This is a genomic window from Pseudomonas sp. WS 5532 (assembly GCF_012985445.1).
GTDB classification, from domain to species: Bacteria; Pseudomonadota; Gammaproteobacteria; order Pseudomonadales; family Pseudomonadaceae; genus Aquipseudomonas; species Aquipseudomonas edaphica.
The window spans coordinates 1-19,034 of record NZ_JAAQWK010000021.1; the positions used below are offsets into that span (position 1 = coordinate 1).

Consider the following 19,034-nt stretch of genomic DNA (forward strand, 5'->3'; position numbering starts at 1 on the left):
CTCCTTGCGGGTTTGCTTGCGCTTGCCAGCGTACTCGGCGTCGGCGAAGGTCATCTGCTTCATCGGGAAACTCGGTGGGTGGGGTCGCGGTATTTTGCCAAATCAGAAAGTCTTTTTCAGAGTTTCCCTAGGCTGACAAGCCAAGCGCTGGATCGCAACCATCCATCACCTTATCCAGCTAGATCTGCCTCCTCCAATAAGTGCCGCACAAATCCCGGCGGGTGCAGATTTCCGGGAGGTTTGCGCCAGATCAGTTGGAGACGCTTTTCAAGCCCCGGGATGGGAAGAGCTACCAGCGCGCCACTGCGAACTTCGTCTTGTACTGCGGAAGCCATCACCAACGACACGCCGAGTCCCGCCCTCACTGCTTGTTTGACTGCCTCGGTGCTGCCTAGCTGCATACCGCTGCGAGGCACGCCCAGTTCGCCAAAGTATTCGGTCAGAAGCCGTCCGGTACCGCTACCCGGTTCACCTCCCAGCATCGGCAGGTCCACCAGACGATCACGTTCTATGCACCCTGCTTCAGCCAGCGCATGGTCGGGGCTGACGATAAGCACCAGCGGCTCGACCCGCCAGAGGCGGTGTTCGAAGTCGGGGTGAGGTAGCCACCATTCCATGATCGCGGCGTCGAGCTGGCCCGCCAGTAGCTGGTCGGCCACATCCGGGTTGGCGGCGATGCGCAGATCCACCTCGCCCCTCTCATTTGCGGTCGTCAGATAGTTGCGCACGAATGGCTGGAGAAGGTAGGTGCCGATGTTGGAGCTGGCCCCGACGCGCTCACGATTGCCATGCAGGGCTTCTAGCGCCCGGGCGTGCATGTCGAGCAAGGCGGTCGCATGCGGCATGAAGGCCAGCGCCCGTGTGGTAGGCTGGCAGCCGCTACGACTGCGCTGCACCAGCGTTACGCCGACCTGCTCTTCAAGCTTCTGCAAGTGCTGCGACACCGTCGGCTGGGCCAGCCCCAACGCCCTCGCCGCGCTCTGAAAACTGCCTGTTTGAACGATCGCTACCAGGCTCTTCAGCCAGACCGGATTCAACATGCGGCAGGCTCGGCCTTGGGCAGACGGTTCGCAGCGTTGATTGGGCGCGCACCTGCCAATACCTGGATGATGTTCTGCGCTGCACAACGTTCAATCTCCAGGCGCACCGCGCGCACTGCCGACCCTATGTGCGGAGTGAACAGCGTATTCGGATGCGCGAGCAGCGCAGGATCGATCAGCCGCGGCCGGTCCGCGCGAGCCCAGTCTTCCATTTCGAATACATCCGCCGCATACCCGCCGAGCTGGCCTCGCTCAAGCGCCGCGAGCACGGCGGCTTCATCCACTACCGAACCACGACAGGGGTTTACAAGCAGAGCGCCCGGCCGTACGAGGGCAAGCAGCTCGGCGTTGACCAGATGCTGGGTATCGGCATTCAAGGGAAGCGCCAGCAGGATGAAGTCCGAGCTGGCGAAGAGTTCGCTGCACGCCACCTGGCGCAGGCCGAGCCGTTGCTCGGTTTGTGTATCCAGAGCCTTCGCCTCGTGGTACTGCAGGGTCGCGCCCCATCCCTGCAAGCGATCAGCCATGGCCAGTCCGATGGCGCCCATGCCAAGGATGCCGACCGTAGCGTTATCCAGCCCCGTGCCGTAGAACTGTGGTTGCCAGCCCTGGAACTCGCCAGAGCGGACGAACGCATCTGCTGCCCGCAGATGCCGCCCCAGCCCCACCGCCAGTCCGATCGCCAGCTCGGCAGTCGGGACCGTCAACAGATCAGGCACGAAGGTCAGCCAGACCCCGCGGGCAGTACAGGCGTCCACATCGAAATTGTCGAAGCCCTTGAGCGCGCAGCCGACTACACGCAGCTCAGGGCAGGCTTGAAGAAAGTCTGCATCGACCCGATCGGGCATGAACGCCATCATCGCCTGGGCATCGCGGCAGCGGCGCAGAATTTCCTCGCGCGTCAGCGTGCTGTCGGTCTGGTTGGTCATCAGCTCGCAATGTGGCGCCAGCAGTTGCAGGATCTCATCGTGTACTCGGTGAGTTATAACGAGTTTCGGCAGCATGGTTTGTCCTATTTGAAACGTTTGCGCAGCACGCCACTGAAGGCGTCTACTAGCGTGACCATGGCCAGGATGACCAGCAGGATTGCTGCAACCTCCTGGTACTGCATGATGCGCAGCGAGCCCATGAGTTCGAAGCCGATACCGCCGGCGCCAACCATGCCCATCACGGTGGAGGCGCGAAAGTTGTATTCCCAGCGGTAGATCGCCACGTCGGCGAACTGCGGCGTCACCTGTGGCAAAACCGCGTGCAGCAGCACTTGCATCGGCGTAGCCCCCGCCGCCCGAGCGGCTTCCACCGGCGCTTCGTCGACGTGCTCGATGGCCTCGGCGAAGAACTTGCCGACCATGCCGACCGAATGCAGACCCAGGGCAAGCACGCCCGGCAAGGCGCCGAACCCTACGGCTGCAACGAAGATGATGCCCATGATCAGCTCCGGCACCGACCGCAGGGCATTGAGCAGCACCCGGGCAACACCGAACACAAGGGGGTGCGGCGCCGTATTGCGCGCTGCAACGAAGGCCACCACCAGCGAGAACACCACTGCGATGGCCGTACCGGCGATGCTCATCGCCAAGGTGTCGATCAAGGGGCGAATCCAGCTTCGATAGCCCGAAAAGTCTGGCGGCATGGCCTCGCCTGCCAGGGTCGCGATGGAGGGCAGCCCGTTCAGCAGCGTGGTGGCATCGAGCAGCCCCACGTACCAGCAGGCCAACAGCACCACTCCGAATACAATCGCCACCTGCCCCAGCTGGCGCCACCAACCGAGGCCGAAGCCTCGAAGGATGTGCTCGCGTTGCTCTGCAGGCAGCGCCTGCACGTCGTAATGAGTAGACATATCGGTGCTCACATCGTGGCGAAGTCGAGGCCGAGCAGCGATCCCATGTTGCGGATCACATCGTAGTCGGCGTCGGTGATTGGCGCGAAGGCCTCGGCCTTGAAGTTGCGCAGCACTTCGGGATCGTCGATACCGACGAATACATCCCGCACCTTGGTTTTCAGCTCGGGGCTCAGGTTCGAGCGCATCGCCCAGGGGTACTGGGGGTATTCGCCGCTGTAACCAAGTACTTTCACCTTGCTCGGATCGATTAGGCCACGTTCGGCTACGTGATTGAAAATTACCTCCGACAGCCCACCCGCATCGGCGTTGCCGTTCGCCACGTTGACGGCAACGGCGTCATGCGTGCCCACAAAATGTTGTTCGTAGTCCTGCCCACCCGTCAAATCGGCCGTCTCAAGAAGCACGGTTTTGGGAATCAAATGGCTGGACGTCGATGCCCGGTCACCATAGGCCATCTTCTTGCCCTTAAGGTCGGCATACTCATTCACGCCTGACGCCACATTGGCGATAATCACCGAGCGATAGGTCGGCTTGCCGTCGATGACCATGGCAGCGAAGGGCTCGATGTCGCTTTTGCTTTTGGCCATGACGTAGGACAGCGGACCGAAATACGCCAGGTCGATACGGCCAAAGCGCATCGCCTCAATCATCGAGGAATAGTCGGTGGTTACGATCAGCTGCACCTTCTTGTCCAGATGCTCTTCCAGATAATCCTTCAGCGGCTGGTTACGCTTGATCAGCTCGGAGGCGTTTTCGTCCGGCAGCAGGGCAACCTTTAGCACATCCGGATCGGCATCGGCCGCTAGGGCGGACAAACTTGAAACAGCGGACAGCAAGCAAGTCAATAAGAGCGCGGATAAGCGTTTCATCGGGACATCTCCAGTGAAGGTTCGAGCATGACAGGTGGTTCAGCCGGAGCATTCGCTGGCTGAGTCGTAGAGCGGCCTGCATAGATGCGCTCAAGCTGCGCATCGGTGAGTTCCGAGGGCGCGGCATCGAAAACAATCTGAGAATCGGCCAGCCCGACGACGCGATCGGCGAAGCGGCGGGCATATTCGAGTTGATGCAGCGAAACGATGGCGGTGATGCCGTCTTCCTTGCAGATGTCGCGCAGCAATCCGAGAACACGGACCGAAGTGGCCGGGTCGAGACTGGCTACCGGCTCATCGGCCAGAATGATCGCCGGCTGTTGCGCTAGCGCACGCGCGATGCCTACCCGCTGCTGCTGGCCACCGGACAGTTTGTCCACCCGGCTTAGCGCCTTGTCTGCCAGACCGACCCGAGCGAGGCAACTGAGCGCAATCTCCTGATCGGCACGCGGCAGAGGAAACAGCGAGCGGAGCGTGTTGTGAAAGGCCAGCCGACCGGTAAGCACATTAGCCAGTGCGCTTTGACGTTCGATTAGCTGGTGGTGCTGAAAGATCATGGCGGTACGCCGACGATGCTGACGCAAGGCCGAGCCGCTGCCGAGTTCACCGAGTTCGCTGGTGACACTGCCGCCAGTGGGCGTGACGAGTCGATTGAGACTACGGAGCAAGGTCGACTTGCCTGCGCCCGAGAGACCAAGCAGCACGGTGAACTCACCACGCCGAAATGCAATCGAGGTATCGCGTAGGGCTGTCACGCCGCCTGGATAGACGACGCTCAACCGGTCGACCCGCAGCACGGCGTCCTGTATCGGATGGGGCGTCATTTGATCACCTTTCGCAATATTGCTGGCCGCACAATTGCGGTTCGCGATGCAAAGGGTAGAAATTCCTTGTTACCGCACTGCTTCTAAAGGATGACATTTCGATGAATACTTCGAATCTGCCGTAGCGGGGCGGCAAGCGAAGCCGTGGAAGAACGGGCGCAACGTAGCGTCTTTCTTCACGCGGGATACAGGAGGCTTTGATTGATACTGCTGCGGATTCGCTACAGTAACGTTGGGCCAGAACGTAATGCCATCCAAGCAAGAGAGCGCACACTAGCGGACTATAGGAGACATTCTATTCTTGCCCGTCGATTGACCTAGGCCGTTATGTGGCTGGTCGAAACCTTCAGGTGCCGCCCAACTAGACGTCTGTTGTCGCGCCCAGCTTAATGCTAGGGAAACTCTGAAGAAGACTTCCAGATTTTGGCAAAATACCCGGATTCCACCCACCGAGTTTCCCGATGAAGCAGATGACCTTCGCCGACGCCGAGTACGCCGGTAAGCGCAAACAAACCCGCAAAGAGTTGTTCCTGATCGAGATGGATCGGGTGGTGCCGTGGAAGGGTTTGATTGCCTTGATCGAGCCGCATTATCCCAAGGGTGAAGGCGGTCGTCCGGCCTATCCGCTGATGGCGATGCTGCGCGTGCACCTGATGCAAAACTGGTTCGGTTACAGCGATCCAGCGATGGAAGAGGCGCTGTACGAGACCACCATCCTGCGCCAGTTCGCGGGGCTGAGCTTGGAGCGTATCCCCGATGAAACCACCATCCTCAACTTCCGTCGTTTGCTGGAGAAGCACGAACTAGCCGCCGGCATCTTGGCTGTCATCAATGGCTATCTGGGCGACCGAGGGCTGTCGCTGCGCCAAGGCACGATCGTCGATGCCACGCTGATCAATGCGCCGAGTTCGACCAAGAACAAGGACGGTAAGCGCGACCCGGAAATGCATCAGACCAAGAAGGGTAACCAGTACTGTGTGTCACGAACACAGGTCAGATGACCTGTGCTGCTGTGCCGAAGATGGAAGTAGGCCTTCCGAAGTCGGCTTGCAGGAGCGGACTTCAAACCACCCGGTGCTGCGGCATCCAAAAGGTGTGGTGGTGAGCGACCGAGGAAAAGTCATCCCTGAGGATGGCAGGTGAGTATGGAGAAGATGAGCGAAAGCAAACCGTCCGATGACGCATCGTTATGCCCAAGGTGCTGCCGAAACTGAGGTGGAGTACTGGCTTCAGGACAAGTCGGGGCGTTACCTGCTTACGGACCCGATGGCAGCCGGTGTATAGGCGGCATGATCTTCATACAGGCTTTGGTACGGAACGTGAGAACCTTGTTCCAGATGCGAAGGAAAATGACAAATGGCCAACACCATGAGGAAGAATACCGATGCTGGAACGAGGGGCGGAGCCTCCCGTAGTAGCGATGAAGCCTCTGTAATGGAGGTGGAGCGAAGGGGCGGCGTTATCCGGCCGACGAGCGTTGCCAACCTCCGGGGATGAGTGGCGTGAGCTCGGCGAAACCTTATGACATAGCGAAACGCACGGTATGGGACGCCTACCAGCAGGTCAGGGCCAACCGCGGTGCTGCCGGCATCGACGATGAAACCATCGCCGATTTCGAGCGGGATCTGTCTAAGAATCTCTACAAGCTGTGGAATCGGATGTCGTCGGGGTCGTACTTCCCGCCTCCGGTCAAGCAAGTAGAAATTCCCAAGGCATCGGGAGGCACGCGCAAGCTGGGAGTGCCCACGGTTGGTGATCGTGTCGCGCAAACCGTGGTCAAGCTTCTCATCGAGCCGGAGCTGGACTCGATCTTCCACTCGGACTCCTATGGGTACCGGCCGGGACGATCAGCGAAGCAGGCGGTGGCGATCACGCGTGAGCGCTGCTGGCGATACGACTGGGTGGTGGAGTTTGATATCAAGGCAGCCTTCGATCAGATCAATCATGGGTTGCTGATGAAGGCGGTGCGCCTGCACATCAAGGAGGACTGGATACTTCTGTACATCGAGCGGTGGCTGGTTGCGCCGTTCGAAACGGATCACGGTATGCGCGTCCGACGCGAACGCGGCACCCCGCAAGGTGGAGTGATCAGTCCCCTCCTGATGAATCTGTTCATGCACTATGCCTTCGACACCTGGATGCAACGTACCAGCCCCAACTGCCCGTTTGCCCGCTACGCCGATGATGCGGTGGTGCACTGCCGCAGTCGAAAGCAAGCGGAGTACGTGATGCGCTCCATTGCTTCACGGCTGGCTGCCTGTGGCTTGACGATGCACCCCGAGAAATCGAAGGTCGTGTACTGCAAGGACAGTAACCGTCGCGCAGGTTATCCGCATGTGAGCTTTACCTTCCTCGGCTTCACCTTTAGGCCGAGGAAGGCGCTCAGCAAACAAGACCAGCTCTTCACGAGCTTCCTTCCGGGAGCGAGTGCGGATGCCTTAAAGCGGATGCGGCAAGCGGTACGCAGGTGGCGACTCAATCGCCAAACCCACGTGACGCTGGTCGACGTGGCTCGGCTCTACAATCCAGTGATACAGGGGTGGTCGCAATACTATGGCTCGTTCTATCGGACAGCCATGCTTGGCATCTTCCAGCACATTGACCGCGCGCTTGAACGCTGGGCCCGACGAAAATACAAGGCTCTTCATAGGCGCAAGCGGCGCATTAGCCAATGGCTGGACAAGATGCGGACTGTGGTACCCCGGCTGTTTCATCACTGGCGAGTGACCGGGCAGCAAGGTTGGATAACGGGAGCCGTATGACGCGAGAGTGTCACGTACGGTTCTGCGAGCGGCTGCGGGGGCAGTTCCCGCGGCCGACTCACCACTTCGGCATGAAGGCGCACATCGGTGTCGATGATGAGTCGGGCTTGGTGCACAGCGTGGTGGGCACGGCGGCCAACGTGGCCGATGTCACCCAGGTCGATAAGCTGCTGCACGGCGATGAGAACATGGTCGGTGCCGACGCGGGTTACACCGGCGTCGAGAAACGCCCTGAACATGAAGGCCGGGGGGTCATCTGGCAGATCGCCGCCCGCCGTAGTACTTACAAGAAGCTTGATAAGCGCAGTGCTTTGTACAAAGCCAAGCGCAAGATTGAGAAGGCCAAGGCTCAGGTACGAGCCAAGGTCGAGCATCCGTTCCGGGTGATCAAGCGCCAGTTCGGTTATGTGAAGGTGCGCTTCCGTGGTCTGGCGAAGAACACGGCGCAACTGATGACGCTGTTCGCGCTGTCGAACCTGTGGATGGCGCGCCGACATTTACTGGCGAATGCAGGAGAGGTGCGCCTGTAATGTGGAAAATGGCTGCCGCGAGGTGCTCGCGGCGGCTAAAAACACAGAAATAAGCGGGTGATCTGAGCGTTTTTGATCGATTTGCCGCTTTTAAAATCGGCAGGGGCTGAAGTCAGCCAGAAATACACAACTACTTCAGACCATCCCTAAGCGGTACGTTGGCACAGTATGATGCTGTTGAAGATGGTGATCACCTAATCGGGAAGGTCGATAACCGCGCTCTGTATGGCACACTCGGGGTGGCAAGGTCCGGGCATGCTGTGACCGTAGGGTACCAAAGAATGTACGGTGACACCGCGTTCCCCCGGGTGTTCGCCAATATTGCGCCCTTGGCCAATGAACTGCCCACTTATGACTTTTCATCACAAGACGAGGTGTCTTATCAGGTGCGTTACGACTATGACTTTGCGGCGGTGGGGGTACCGGGCCTGCTGTTTTCGACTAGATACGTCGTGGGGAACAACGTTGAGACAGGGCGCGGCTATGAAGGTAAAGACAGCGAACGCGATATCGATATGTCTTATGTTTTCCAGAGCGGGCCTGTCAAGGGATTCGGCATCAGGCTTCGCGACGCGGTAGCGCGGTCTAATTACAGAACTGATATTGACGAGTATCGCGTCGTCCTCAGTTATACCTGGAAGCTCCTATAGCGTTGCGTTCGCCCCAGCCCTGCGTGCCAACATCAGGCTTAACCCCAGGACCCGTGCGCGGTCACTGTGGGTCTTCTGCTCAGCCCCCCCCCCTCGCGGCTGCACCCCACTACTTAGTGGGGGGAAGGTTTTGCAGGAGCTTGACCTTGCTTGTTAGCACGGTCAGTACAGTCGATATCCACGCGCGATCCTGGGACACCCAAGGAAACTGTGAGCACTGTCTGGATGTGTTATCCCACAAAGTTTTGACTGGCTCTGGTACGAGTTCCGGGGGAAACACGACCCAAGAATGGCAGTCGTGGATTTCACGCTAGATGTCCGCTTCTCGCGGATTTCTATAGCTAGATAGGCCGTCCGTCCGTCGATTGATCTTGAACTGATGATCTGCATGCTGGACGTGGGCTATTGCTACGGCATTCGCTCAGAGCCGCGATTGTGCGAAGGCCCATTGAATATGGCGTATCGCTGGTTCTGCCGGTTGAGCCTTGAAGATGAAATACCCAATCATTCGACGTTTTAAAAATCCACACGGCCGTTTTCGCGACAGCGATCTCTTTCGCTGGTTGTTTAATGAAGTGCTGGGTCGCTGCATGGACGTAATCTACGAATCTATGAGAACTCAGCACTAATGATGCCGGCTTATGAAAGTGGTAGTGATCCAGTGGCGGCGTACGCTGGAAAAGACATCATTGATTCGGTCGGTTGATGATCGTAAGTGGAGGACAAAACTGCACTGGGTCGATCACCCAGCAGGTTCCAAGCGCGCTTCTTTTCTTCGGCGTAATCATGATACAGGTAGTGACGTCTCACCCGAGATCCGGCCAGTACATGGTTTTGGCACCGATCGATAACATCCAGATCTGACTGCTTGCAGGCCCTGGCAGGAATTGGCACAGTGCCAACAAGTCTGCATAACTGCGTTCGGACAACCAGCGCCGTCGTGTGACGAACTCGTCACGGAAATAGCCTAAGTGCACGATGGGGCCGCCGAAGGAGCTCAGTCCAAGGCGCAGAAAGATGAGAAAGACAGACCACGGGCTGTGGTGGTCAGTGTGGGTGTTTGTCATGCGTTTGCCTTCGTGCATGAAAGTAGCCGAAGGTTTGCCAGGTACCCGGCCGTCCGAGTGAGGCAAACCTGCTGGGCTGAATAGCTGGCGCTCTTGCGCCCAGGAGCAGTGCCAACGACACACCGAGCATGACCGTCAAAGAGCCTTCATTGGCCAGATTGACGCCATCAAGGCTTACGCCGGCATTGGCGAGCGCAAATAACGGCATGATTACATAGGCGACCCAGATGACCGGCGAAGAGCGAACCACGCCGTGGCGCACTTAGCGGATGGCAGCATTTTTTTCGACAGGGAGAGTTCATAGGCAGCGTAGATAGGGGGAGCAGGGACGGGCATAAAATTATTAAAATTACATATTTACAAATCTATATATGGCGAATAGCATTTGCATGTCCGTGAAGTAGCCACGCACCGGACACACAGACCGAAGCGACGTTGTAACGCGCGGGGCGGCTAACCTGCGCCAGCCAAGGGCTGGCTCGCTGCTCCCATCCCTCAATAGAAGGAGACCCAAAATGACCCGTGTTGTCCGTTTTCATCAGATCGGCGGCCCCGAAGTCTTGCAGATCGAAGAGCTCGAAGTTGGCGCACCGGGCTCCGGCGAGCTGCGCATCCGCGTCGAGGCGATCGGCCTGAATCGCGCGGAAGCCATGTTCCGCTCGGGTGTGTACCTGGAGCCGACGCATCTGCCGGCCCGGCTCGGCTACGAAGCTTCCGGCATCGTCGAGGCGCTGGGCAGCGGCGTTCACGGCTTCGAGGTTGGCGAAGCGGTCAGCGTGATTCCGGCTTTTTCCATGAACAAGTTTGGCGTCTATGCCGAGCAGGCGATCGTGCCGGCCACGGGGGTTCTGAAGCGGCCGGCGGGCGTCGGCGCGGTGAAGGGGGCGGCGATCTGGATGCAGTATCTGACCGCCTATGGCGCACTGATCGAGATTGCCCAACTCAAGCGCGGTGATGCGGTGATCATCACGGCGGCTTCGAGCAGCGTCGGCTTGGCCGCGATCCAGATCGCCAACAGCGTCGGCGCCATTCCGATCGCGACGACCCGGACGCGCGCGAAGGAGGCGGCGCTACGCGAGGCGGGGGCGGCGCATGTGATCGCCACCGAGGAGCAGGACCTGGTCGCGGAGGTAATGCGGATCACCGACGGCCGCGGCGCGCGCATCGCCTTCGACCCGGTCGCGGGGCCGCAAGTCGAAACACTGGCGCAAGCGATGAGTCAGCAGGGCCTGCTTTTCATCTATGGCAATCTCAGCGGTCAGGAGACGCCGTTCCCGGCCTTGGTAGCGATGAACAAGGCCCTGAGCGTGCGCGGCTACACGCTGTTCGAACTGACCGGTGATCCGCAACGCTTGGCGCCTGCGCAAGCCTTTATCACGCGCGGCCTCGAGGCCGGACAGCTGAAGCCGATCATTGCCAAGACCTTCCCCTTCGAGCAGATCGTCGAAGCGCACCGTTACATGGAATCGAACCAGCAGTTCGGCAAGATCGTCGTCACGGTATCTCGGTAGAGGCAGTTCGTGAAAGACCAGGAGAGGGCAGAGTCGCCTTTCCCGCGACTGCGGAAATGACTCGACGCTGCCCCTTCATCCCCGCCACGCTGGAGCTGGGCGGCAAATCGGCAAATCGGCGAATATCGCGTTGGGCTTACTGGAATACGTCACGCATGGTGATGTCGTCGTAACAACAGGAGGTACGTCATGGTCAAAGTAGCGTTGTTCGTTCGTCTGGAAGCAAAGCCTGGGAAAGAGAAAGAGGTAGAGAACTTTCTCTTGGAAGGCCTTCCAATAGTGGAGGAAGAGCCAGCCACTACGGCGTGGTTCGGAATCCGCTTGGGGCCGTCCACCTTTGGCATCTTTGACGCCTTCCCGGATGAAGCAGGTCGGCAGGCTCATCTTTCGGGCAAGGTCGCAGCGGCGCTTATGGCAAAGGCTGCCGAGCTGTTTGCCAAACCGCCGTCAATCGAGAAGGTTGACGTCCTGGCGGCCAAGCTACCCGGCTAAGCAAACCCAACAAGGCGCTCCAGTCGCGTCCCTGCCGCTTTGCGGCGGCAGGGACGCGACTGAGCTTGGACGTCCACCGGCCTGTTCTAAACGGAGCGCTCGAGAGGTGCCTGTCCAGGCACTAGCATCTATTTATCTACAAACGCAAATATATAGGTAGTTACACATGAAAGATTCCATTCTTTTCGAAAGCACCACGCTGGGCCCCTACAGCCTGAAAAACCGCATCGTCCTGCCGCCGCTGACCCGTTCGCGTAGCTCGCAGCCAGGCAACATTCCCAATGACCTGATGGCGACCTACTACCGCCAGCGTACCGGTGCCGGCTTCATGGTCACCGAGGGCACCCAGATCGAGCCGCGCGGCCAGGGCTACGCCTGGACCCCGGGCATTCACAGTGCCGAACAGATCCTCGGCTGGCGCAAAGTGACCGATGCGGTACACGCCGAGGGCGGCACCATCTTCGCTCAGCTCTGGCATGTCGGCCGGGTCTCGCACACCTCGTTGCAACCCAATGGCGAAGCCCCGGTGGCGCCATCGGCGATCCCGGCCGAGGGCGTCAGCGTATTCATCGAGACAGGTCCCGGCACCGGCGCCCTGGCGCCGCCTTCGATGCCACGTGCACTGACCACCGCCGAGGTCAAGGAGCTGGTACAGCTCTATGCACAGGCCGCTCGCAACGCCCTCGACGCCGGTTTCGACGGCGTGGAAATCCACTCCGCCAACGGTTATCTGATCAACCAGTTCATTTCCGCGCACAGCAATCAGCGCGACGACGAGTACGGCAGCTCGTTGCAAAATCGCCTGCGCTTCCTCCGTGAGGTGACCCAGGCGGTGGCCGCGGTGGTCGGTAAAGACCGGCTCGGCGTGCGTTTCGCCCCGTTGTTCGCCAGCACCGACGAGGCCCGCGTATATCTCGGCCTGGTCGAAGAAAACCCACACGAGACCTATGTCGAAGCGGTCAAGGTGCTGGAAGAAGTCGGCATCGCTTACCTGTCGCTGGCCGAGGCGGATTGGGAAAACGCACCGGAGCTGCCGGAAAGCTTCCGCAGCGCGGTGCGCGAGGTCTTCAGCGGGCGCATCCTCTATGCCGGCAAATACACCGCCGAGCGAGGCAAGCGTGTGCTCGAGGCGGGCTGGGGCGATCTGGTCGCCTTCGGCCGTCCGTTCATCGCCAACCCGGACCTGCCCAAGCGGATTGCCAATGGCTGGCCGCTGAACCCGGTCGATCCGGCCAGCATGTACGGCGGAACCGCTGTCGGCTACACCGACTATCCGACCTATGGCGGATAGTCCGCTCGAGGTGCCGGCCCCCGAGCGATACGGTTCGGGGGCCGGCGCATTGTCGGTTGAGCGGGCATATCGTAATATAGCAAAAAATAGTTATCGTGCGTGACCTATGAGTATCGACGTAAGCGAAGCGCTGAAGGCGCTAGACAACCCAACACGCCTGAACATCCTCAGTTGGCTGAAGGATCCGCGTCATCATTTCCCCGAGCAGGAGGTGGATCCTGAGCAGGTCGGTGTCTGCGTGAGCATCATCCAGGATCGGGTAGGCCTGTCGCAGTCGACCGTCTCGCTGTATCTCGCTGCCTTGCAGCGGGCGCAACTGGTGACCTCACAACGCATCGGTCCCTGGACTTATTACAAACGCCATGAGCAGAACATCGCGGCGTTCCAGGTGGCCTTGAAAGCGCTGATTTGATGCCTGCTCGCAGGCGTTTTTTCAGCCCTTCAAAATCTATATTTTGAAATATGTAGGAGAGAAGATGTTAACTCCGAATTCCATTCCCTATCAGCAACAACCTGGCTTTCAGCACACCTACCGCCAAGGCCGCCTGAGCCTAGGTCTTTTCTTCCCCCTCGAAGCCTTTACCGGCGATACGCCGAGTATGCTCGACCAAGTGAACCTGGCCCAACGCGCCGAGAAGCTGGGTTTCTCTGCCCTCTGGTTTCGCGACGTGCCGTTACGCGACCCCAGCTTCGGTGATTCGGGCCAGGTCTTCGATCCCTGGGTCTACCTGGGTTTTATGGCGGCACACACTCGCTCGATTGCGCTGGGCACCGCGTCGGTCATCCTGCCAATCCGCAATCCCCTACACACCGCCAAGGCCGCAACTAGTGTCGATCAGCTCAGCGGTGGCCGCCTGTTACTCGGCGTGGCTTCCGGTGACCGTCCAGTAGAGTTTCCGGCATTCGGTGTCGACCCGGAGCAACGCGACAGCCTGTTCCGCGAATACCTCAAGGTATTTCGCGAGGTTCAGCGCAGCAGTTTCGTGCCTTTGACCTGGTCCGGCGGCACGCTTGAGGGGGCCGATCTGATTCCCAAGCCGACGACGGCGGAAATTCCTTTCTTCGTCACCGGCCATAGCCGCCAGACGCTGGAGTGGATCGCCCGCTGCAGTCATGGCTGGATCAGCTATCCGCGTGCACCGAAGACTCAGCAGCTGATTGTCGAGGACTGGCGCAAGGCGGTTCGTGCCGAATGTGGTGAACTGTTCAAACCCTTCACCCAGTCGCTATACATCGACCTGACAGATAACCCGCAGACACCACCTCGGCCGATCCACCTGGGCTATCAACTGGGGCGACATCACCTGATCCCGCTGCTGCACAGCTTGCAGGAGATCGGCGTTAACCATGTGATCATCAATTTGAAATACGGCCAACGCCCCGCAGGTGAGGTCATTGAGGAACTCGGTCAGTTCGTTCTACCTGACTTCGTCATGTCAGCATAAGCCGGCGTGGTGAGGCATCAAATCATTATCCGTGGGGATTGCTCATGAGTTTCAAGGCAGTATTGCTTAACAAGGACCAGCAGGGGTTCTCTGCTCGTGTGACTGAGCTGGAGGATGAGGACTTACCGGCCGGTAGTGAAGTGCTCATCAGCGTTGAGTACTCGACCCTCAACTACAAGGATGCGCTAGCACTGACAGATCACTCGCCTGTGGTACGTCAATGGCCCATGGTGCCCGGAATCGATGGCGCCGGCCTGGTGCTGGAAAGCGACGACCCGCGCTTTCTATCCGGTCAGCGCGTCGTACTCAATGGCTGGGGCGCCGGCGAGCGCCACTGGGGCTGTCTGGCCCAGCGTGCACGAGTACCAGCCGACTGGCTGATTCGTCTCCCCGACAGTTTAAGCACTTGGGCAGCCATGGCTATCGGTACGGCAGGATATACAGCCGCGCTATCGGTCGATGCCGTGCAGAAGCATGGCGTACAACCCGAGGACGGTGAAGTATTGGTTACCGGTGCAACAGGCGGTGTCGGCTCGATCGCCATAGCGCTGTTGGCGGCCCAAGGCTACCGTGTGGTTGCAGCCACTGGGAAACCTCAGGAGCGCTACTACCTCGAGCAGTTGGGCGCCACGGACATTATCGAGCGCGAGGAACTGGCTGCTCCCGGCAAGCCACTCCAGAAGGAGCGCTGGACAGCCGTGATCGATGCGGTCGGCTCGCATACCCTGGCCAACGCCTGCGCCCAGACCCGCTACCGGGGGATAGTCACCGCGTGCGGACTCGTTCAAGGAATGGAGTTTCCCGCCAGTGTCGCCCCCTTCATTCTACGAGGCGTCACCCTTGCGGGAATTGATAGCGTCATGGCCCCCCACGAGTTCCGTGACGCGGCCTGGAAACGCCTGGACCGCGATCTCAACCGAGAGACTCTTTCGTCTCTCGCCGCAACCATTCCCTTGGACCAAGTTGTGGGGGCGGCGCAGAAGATCATCGATGGCAAGCTTCGTGGCCGCTTAGTGGTCGACGTAAATGGATCATCGGTGTTACGCCATATCCAGGTTGGAAAGCGCGAAAAGGCAGACTCATGCCATCCACCGTTTCCCCGCCCCCTGACGCAACGATCGATTTGATCGGCGTCCGGCCAGTCAGCCTCTACCGCGACAATGGAAAAGCCATGGTGCTTGACCAGGTGTCGTGTTATCGCTGCGCGCGCTTGGTAAAACTCGTGCGTGCCATGGCTGGCTTCGCCAATCAGTACCACCTGTGCATCGCCATAACGGTCGAACATTGTTGCAAAGCTTTCGCTGGCAACATCAGGTAGCGGCTCCGCTGTTTCCTGTAGGACTTCGATAAGGTTTTCCATAAGGTTCGCTGTGTTCAACCGTAAGAACGCCCTTCGATTACAAACCATTCGCCAGGGCAATCCTGGTGAACTCTCCCTTTTGCTGTTTGTATGATGGAAAACACCGAGACCAGAGGGTTCCAATGAATCGAAGAACGGCCTTCACACGTTTTCGTTATTTCTGTCGCGGCGCGCGTAATGTGCATCACGTCGGGACAGATTGCCCGTACGCCTTTCTTTCCCCGCATTGACCACTGCCCGCGCCACGTTTCGTACTTCCTCATGCAATTCCAGGTCGGTATCCAGTTCGTCATGGCTGGTAGCGTAGGGATGGTAGTAGCCGATATAGCGATCCAGGCAAGCCATTTTCCCGGCGTCCACAAATCCCATCCAGTCCATCCAGTCGCATTAGGCTCGGCGCACACCTTCGGTACCTGCCACGTCACCATGAACCACCACACCGTAAACTCGTCCTTCGAGTGCTTTGGATAGGACCAGCCATCAAGCTCCAATTGTTTCGCCATGGCAGCATCCTTGCCTTGAGTGGTTGTGGGGAGCGGGATTGCCGCCGTCGGCGCGGACCAGTCGATCGATCATCAACTTCAACGGACTGGGCGCCTGATACCAGTAGACCGGCGTGATCAGCATGATCCCGTCGGCGCCGACCCATTGCGGATAAATGATGTTCATGACTGTAGGCGCTGATTGAAAACTGACCCACCCTGCCGATTGAAAATTGACCCAGGGCGGATTGCTGATTTTGGCATCAGCAATTGTGGATAAGCTTAGCAGTCGTGTCCCGGTGGAAGAGGCATTAAAGCCCCACCGCATGTGGGCATGCGGCAGGGTATTTTCGGTGCGGATCAAAACAGCTCATCGTCCTCGGCACCATCATTGTCTTTGCGCTTTCGTTCACGTGATTTGATCTTGGTCTGGGCGACCAAGCTGCTGTGTTGCAGGCGGTAGGACTCGTTGCCCGTTTCGACGATGTGGCAGTGGTGTGTCAGCCGATCCAGCAACGCCGTTGTCATCTTGGCGTCACCAAACACGCTCGACCATTCCGAGAAGCTGAGGTTGGTGGTGATCACCACGCTGGTGTGCTCGTACAGCTTGGACAGCAAATGAAATAACAGGGCACCACCGCTCTGGCTGAAGGGCAAATACCCCAGTTCATCGAGTATCACCAGGTCTGTTCGTAGCAGCCCTTGAGCGATGCGGCCCGTCTTGCCGTCGTACTTTTCGCGCTCCAGCAGATTGACCAGATCCACCGTGGAGTAGAAGCGCACGCGTTTGTGATGCGTCGTGATCCCGGAAACGGCCAAGGCGGTGGCGAGGTGTGTTTTGCCTGTTCCAGGCCCGCCGATGAACACGACATTCTGCGCGGTATCGGTGAACTCCAGGTTGGACAGATCCCTGATCAGGCGGGCATCTGCGCTGGAAGCGCTGAAGTCGAAGCCGGCCAAATCACGATGCATGGGCAGTTTGGCCATGTTCATCTGATGATTCACTGAGCGCACCGCTCGATCTGCATGTTCTTGTTGAAGCAGATGTTCGAGCAGCCATTTCGAGGATGCCGTCGAAGCTTCTCCTTGCGAGGCTAGTTCTTCCCAGGCGCTGGCCATGCCATGCAGACGCAGTTCTTTGAGTTCCGCCATAAGATCACGCATTGCGAGTCTCCTCATCGGTGGTACGGAGCCGGTCGTAGCGTGCCGTATTGGCGACAGGCGCTATCTTGAGTTGAAGGCTGGTTTCGGCGGACGGAGGGGCTGCTGTCGATGTCAGTCGAGCCAGGACATTCAGGATGTGGTCAGCACTCAAGCTGCCGGATTCAAGTACCAACTCCACAGCCACCAATACGGCGTCGAGCCCGGCGATGGGAACAGCCGCCAGTACTTGAGTCATGACTCGATCACCATTGGTGTGCCGCCTCAGACCGCGTTTTAGCAGTTGCAACGGCTTCGGCAGATCGGCAAACGGAGCGCCATTGCGCAGCGCACCGGGCTTGCGTTCGATGAGCGGGATGTAATGCTGCCAGTCAAAACTGACCTGATCTCGATCAAACAGGCGCTCGTGACTGGCAATCATCGTTTCATCGGCGATGACCACCACCCGTGTGGGATACAAACGGCTGCTGACCCACTGACCGACCCGCTCACACGGCACCGAGTAGCGATTTCGCGCCACGCTGATCAGGCAGGTGCTGGAGACCCGTACGGTGCGCTCGACGTAGCCATCAAAGGCAGTCGGCATCGGCATCAATTCGGCGCGTTCCAGCTCCAGGACGTCCGCCACTGTCAGCCCGTTGTACTGCGGGTGCACCAGTTCGTCCCAGAGCGCACGGCAGCGTTGGCCGAGCCAGGCATTCAATTCCTCGAAGGTATGGAACATGCAGTTTTGAGCATCGAGCCAGATGCGCCGTCGGCTGTCTTGAACGTTCTTTTCAACGATGCCTTTTTCCCAGCCGGAGGCCACGTTGCAGAAGTCCGGATCGAATAGGTAGTGGGCACACATGACGGCAAACCGGGCATTGACTGTGCGGCCTTTGCCTTTGTTGACCTTGTCGACAGCCGTTTTCATATTGTCGTAGATGCCGCGACGCGGCACCCCACCTAACGCGCCAAACGAGCGGGTATGGGCATCGAACAACATCTCGTGGCCTTGGCTGGGATACGCAACCAACCAAAATGCGCGACTGGCGCACAGCTTCATATGGGAGACCTGGATGCGTCGGAACAGGCCGCCGATCAGCAGACCTTCTTCGCTCCAGTCGAATTGAAAGGCCTCCCCGAGTGCAAAGGTCAGCGGCACAAAGGCCCGTAAAGACTTGCCTTGCTCGCCGCGCCACGCGCGTATGAAGGCGGTGAGCTGGCTGTAGCCGCCGTCGTAGCCCTCGGCCTTGATCTGTTCGAAGAGTGCTTTGGCACTCCTGCGGTTGTGCTTTGCCCGAAACGAATCGGCCTTGAGCGCCAGCTCCAGCGTCTCGTGAAATGGACTGAGTTTGTTGAAGGTTGCGCACCGTTGGTACGCCGGCTGGGTGGCTTCGGGTGCTCTGACCCATTTTCGAATGGTGTTTCTCGACAGTCCGGTACGCTTGGCTATCTGATGCAGCGAGAGCTTGTCGCGGAAGTACATCCGCCGGATTTTTCCCAACATTTCCATGCTGATCACCCTGTGTTCTCCTGCTCGAAAAGTGAGCAGAAGCAGTTGAACACCTGGGTCAGTTTTCAGTCGGCAGAACAGCCTTTACTGGGTCAGTTTTCGGTCAGCGGCAACACTGAGTGCCTTCTATTGGCCGATTTTGTTGAAAAAGTCGGTCTGCCCAAACTGCCTGATCATTGAGTGGTGAAAACGCCTTTTTTGCACGCTGCTAC

At 58.9% G+C, this 19,034-nt stretch carries 16 protein-coding genes and 8 pseudogenes; 11 read left to right on the forward strand and 13 right to left on the reverse strand.

Translation table 11 applies throughout. The features are described 5' to 3' along the window. Positions 1–170 precede the first annotated feature (170 nt). The 5 genes from HBO23_RS26735 to phnC are packed head-to-tail and all read right to left on the reverse strand — an operon-like array spanning position 171 to position 4,576. Entirely contained in the window at positions 171–1,040 is an 870-nt protein-coding gene (locus HBO23_RS26735) for a LysR family transcriptional regulator (RefSeq protein ID WP_010466239.1), read from the reverse strand. After that, entirely contained in the window at positions 1,034–2,044 is a 1,011-nt protein-coding gene (gene ptxD, locus HBO23_RS26740; RefSeq protein WP_003118429.1) for a phosphonate dehydrogenase PtxD, read from the reverse strand. The genes HBO23_RS26735 and ptxD overlap by 7 nt, the downstream gene beginning before the upstream one ends. An 8-nt stretch (positions 2,045–2,052) precedes the next feature. Further along, the gene (phnE, locus tag HBO23_RS26745; protein ID WP_010466252.1) at positions 2,053–2,880 is read right to left on the reverse strand and encodes a phosphonate ABC transporter, permease protein PhnE; all 828 of its coding nucleotides are present in this window, start codon (positions 2,878–2,880) and stop codon (positions 2,053–2,055) included. An 8-nt stretch (positions 2,881–2,888) separates the two neighbouring features. Further along, the gene (phnD, locus tag HBO23_RS26750) at positions 2,889–3,752 is read right to left on the reverse strand and encodes a phosphate/phosphite/phosphonate ABC transporter substrate-binding protein (protein ID WP_010466255.1); all 864 of its coding nucleotides are present in this window, start codon (positions 3,750–3,752) and stop codon (positions 2,889–2,891) included. Further along, entirely contained in the window at positions 3,749–4,576 is an 828-nt protein-coding gene (gene phnC, locus HBO23_RS26755) for a phosphonate ABC transporter ATP-binding protein (protein ID WP_003118432.1), read from the reverse strand. The genes phnD and phnC overlap by 4 nt, the downstream gene beginning before the upstream one ends. A 461-nt stretch (positions 4,577–5,037) precedes the next feature. On the opposite strand from phnC, the pseudogene HBO23_RS26760 reads away from it, so the two are divergent. The 5 genes and pseudogenes from HBO23_RS26760 to HBO23_RS26780 all read left to right on the forward strand — a co-directional run. Further along, positions 5,038–5,550 (forward strand): annotated as a pseudogene (locus tag HBO23_RS26760) (IS5-like element ISPre1 family transposase); the annotation flags it as partial. Positions 5,551–6,069: 519 nt separating this feature from the next. Further along, complete coding sequence (gene ltrA / locus HBO23_RS26765) at positions 6,070–7,338, forward strand: group II intron reverse transcriptase/maturase (RefSeq protein WP_010466266.1); 1,269 nt, start codon at positions 6,070–6,072, stop codon at positions 7,336–7,338. A gap of 59 nt (positions 7,339–7,397) precedes the next feature. Next, positions 7,398–7,868: pseudogene (locus HBO23_RS26770) on the forward strand (IS5 family transposase); the annotation flags it as partial. A gap of 167 nt (positions 7,869–8,035) precedes the next feature. Beyond that, positions 8,036–8,518: pseudogene (locus tag HBO23_RS26775) on the forward strand (OprD family outer membrane porin); the annotation flags it as partial. Between the two features lie 355 nt (positions 8,519–8,873). Next, a pseudogene (locus HBO23_RS26780) lies at positions 8,874–9,111 on the forward strand (transposase); the annotation flags it as partial. A 46-nt stretch (positions 9,112–9,157) separates the two neighbouring features. On the opposite strand, the pseudogene HBO23_RS33975 reads toward HBO23_RS26780, so the two are convergent. The 3 pseudogenes from HBO23_RS33975 to HBO23_RS33980 form a co-directional block, all read right to left on the reverse strand. Then, a pseudogene (locus tag HBO23_RS33975) lies at positions 9,158–9,376 on the reverse strand (site-specific integrase); the annotation flags it as partial. Continuing rightward, positions 9,370–9,585 (reverse strand): annotated as a pseudogene (locus HBO23_RS26785) (chromate transporter); the annotation flags it as partial. The pseudogenes HBO23_RS26785 and HBO23_RS33975, both read right to left, overlap by 7 nt. 97 nt (positions 9,586–9,682) lie before the next feature. After that, a pseudogene (locus HBO23_RS33980) lies at positions 9,683–9,811 on the reverse strand (Na+/H+ antiporter NhaA); the annotation flags it as partial. Between the two features lie 289 nt (positions 9,812–10,100). On the opposite strand from HBO23_RS33980, the gene HBO23_RS26795 reads away from it, so the two are divergent. From HBO23_RS26795 to HBO23_RS26820, 6 genes are all read left to right on the forward strand, one after another. After that, entirely contained in the window at positions 10,101–11,096 is a 996-nt protein-coding gene (locus HBO23_RS26795; RefSeq protein WP_032902064.1) for a zinc-dependent alcohol dehydrogenase family protein, read from the forward strand. A 189-nt stretch (positions 11,097–11,285) separates the two neighbouring features. After that, the gene (locus HBO23_RS26800; RefSeq protein WP_170040370.1) at positions 11,286–11,588 is read left to right on the forward strand and encodes an antibiotic biosynthesis monooxygenase; all 303 of its coding nucleotides are present in this window, start codon (positions 11,286–11,288) and stop codon (positions 11,586–11,588) included. Positions 11,589–11,754: 166 nt separating this feature from the next. Then, complete coding sequence (locus HBO23_RS26805) at positions 11,755–12,879, forward strand: alkene reductase (protein ID WP_032902060.1); 1,125 nt, start codon at positions 11,755–11,757, stop codon at positions 12,877–12,879. A 106-nt stretch (positions 12,880–12,985) separates the two neighbouring features. Then, positions 12,986–13,291: a helix-turn-helix transcriptional regulator gene (locus HBO23_RS26810; RefSeq protein WP_017735055.1), complete on the forward strand. Its 306-nt coding sequence runs from the start codon at positions 12,986–12,988 to the stop codon at positions 13,289–13,291. Positions 13,292–13,355: 64 nt separating this feature from the next. Continuing rightward, the gene (locus tag HBO23_RS26815; RefSeq protein WP_044275553.1) at positions 13,356–14,324 is read left to right on the forward strand and encodes an LLM class oxidoreductase; all 969 of its coding nucleotides are present in this window, start codon (positions 13,356–13,358) and stop codon (positions 14,322–14,324) included. Positions 14,325–14,368: 44 nt separating this feature from the next. Next, positions 14,369–15,451: an MDR family oxidoreductase gene (locus HBO23_RS26820; RefSeq protein ID WP_170040372.1), complete on the forward strand. Its 1,083-nt coding sequence runs from the start codon at positions 14,369–14,371 to the stop codon at positions 15,449–15,451. Here the strand turns inward: HBO23_RS26820 and HBO23_RS26825 are convergent. The 5 genes and pseudogenes from HBO23_RS26825 to istA form a co-directional block, all read right to left on the reverse strand. Next, a pseudogene (locus HBO23_RS26825) lies at positions 15,358–15,684 on the reverse strand (erythromycin esterase family protein); the annotation flags it as partial. The gene HBO23_RS26820 and the pseudogene HBO23_RS26825 overlap by 94 nt on opposite strands. Positions 15,685–15,825: 141 nt before the next feature. Then, positions 15,826–16,053, reverse strand: a complete 228-nt coding sequence (locus HBO23_RS33695; RefSeq protein WP_222938113.1) for a hypothetical protein — start codon at positions 16,051–16,053, stop codon at positions 15,826–15,828. A gap of 111 nt (positions 16,054–16,164) precedes the next feature. Continuing rightward, positions 16,165–16,530 (reverse strand): NAD(P)H-dependent oxidoreductase, encoded by a 366-nt coding sequence (locus HBO23_RS33700; protein ID WP_222938114.1) that lies wholly within the window; start codon positions 16,528–16,530, stop codon positions 16,165–16,167. After that, positions 16,527–17,330: an IS21-like element helper ATPase IstB gene (istB, locus tag HBO23_RS26835; RefSeq protein ID WP_010466203.1), complete on the reverse strand. Its 804-nt coding sequence runs from the start codon at positions 17,328–17,330 to the stop codon at positions 16,527–16,529. The genes HBO23_RS33700 and istB overlap by 4 nt, the downstream gene beginning before the upstream one ends. Continuing rightward, positions 17,323–18,822 (reverse strand): IS21-like element ISPman1 family transposase, encoded by a 1,500-nt coding sequence (gene istA, locus HBO23_RS26840; protein WP_170040466.1) that lies wholly within the window; start codon positions 18,820–18,822, stop codon positions 17,323–17,325. Before istA ends, istB begins: the two co-directional genes overlap by 8 nt. Between the last annotated feature and the right edge of the window lie 212 nt (positions 18,823–19,034).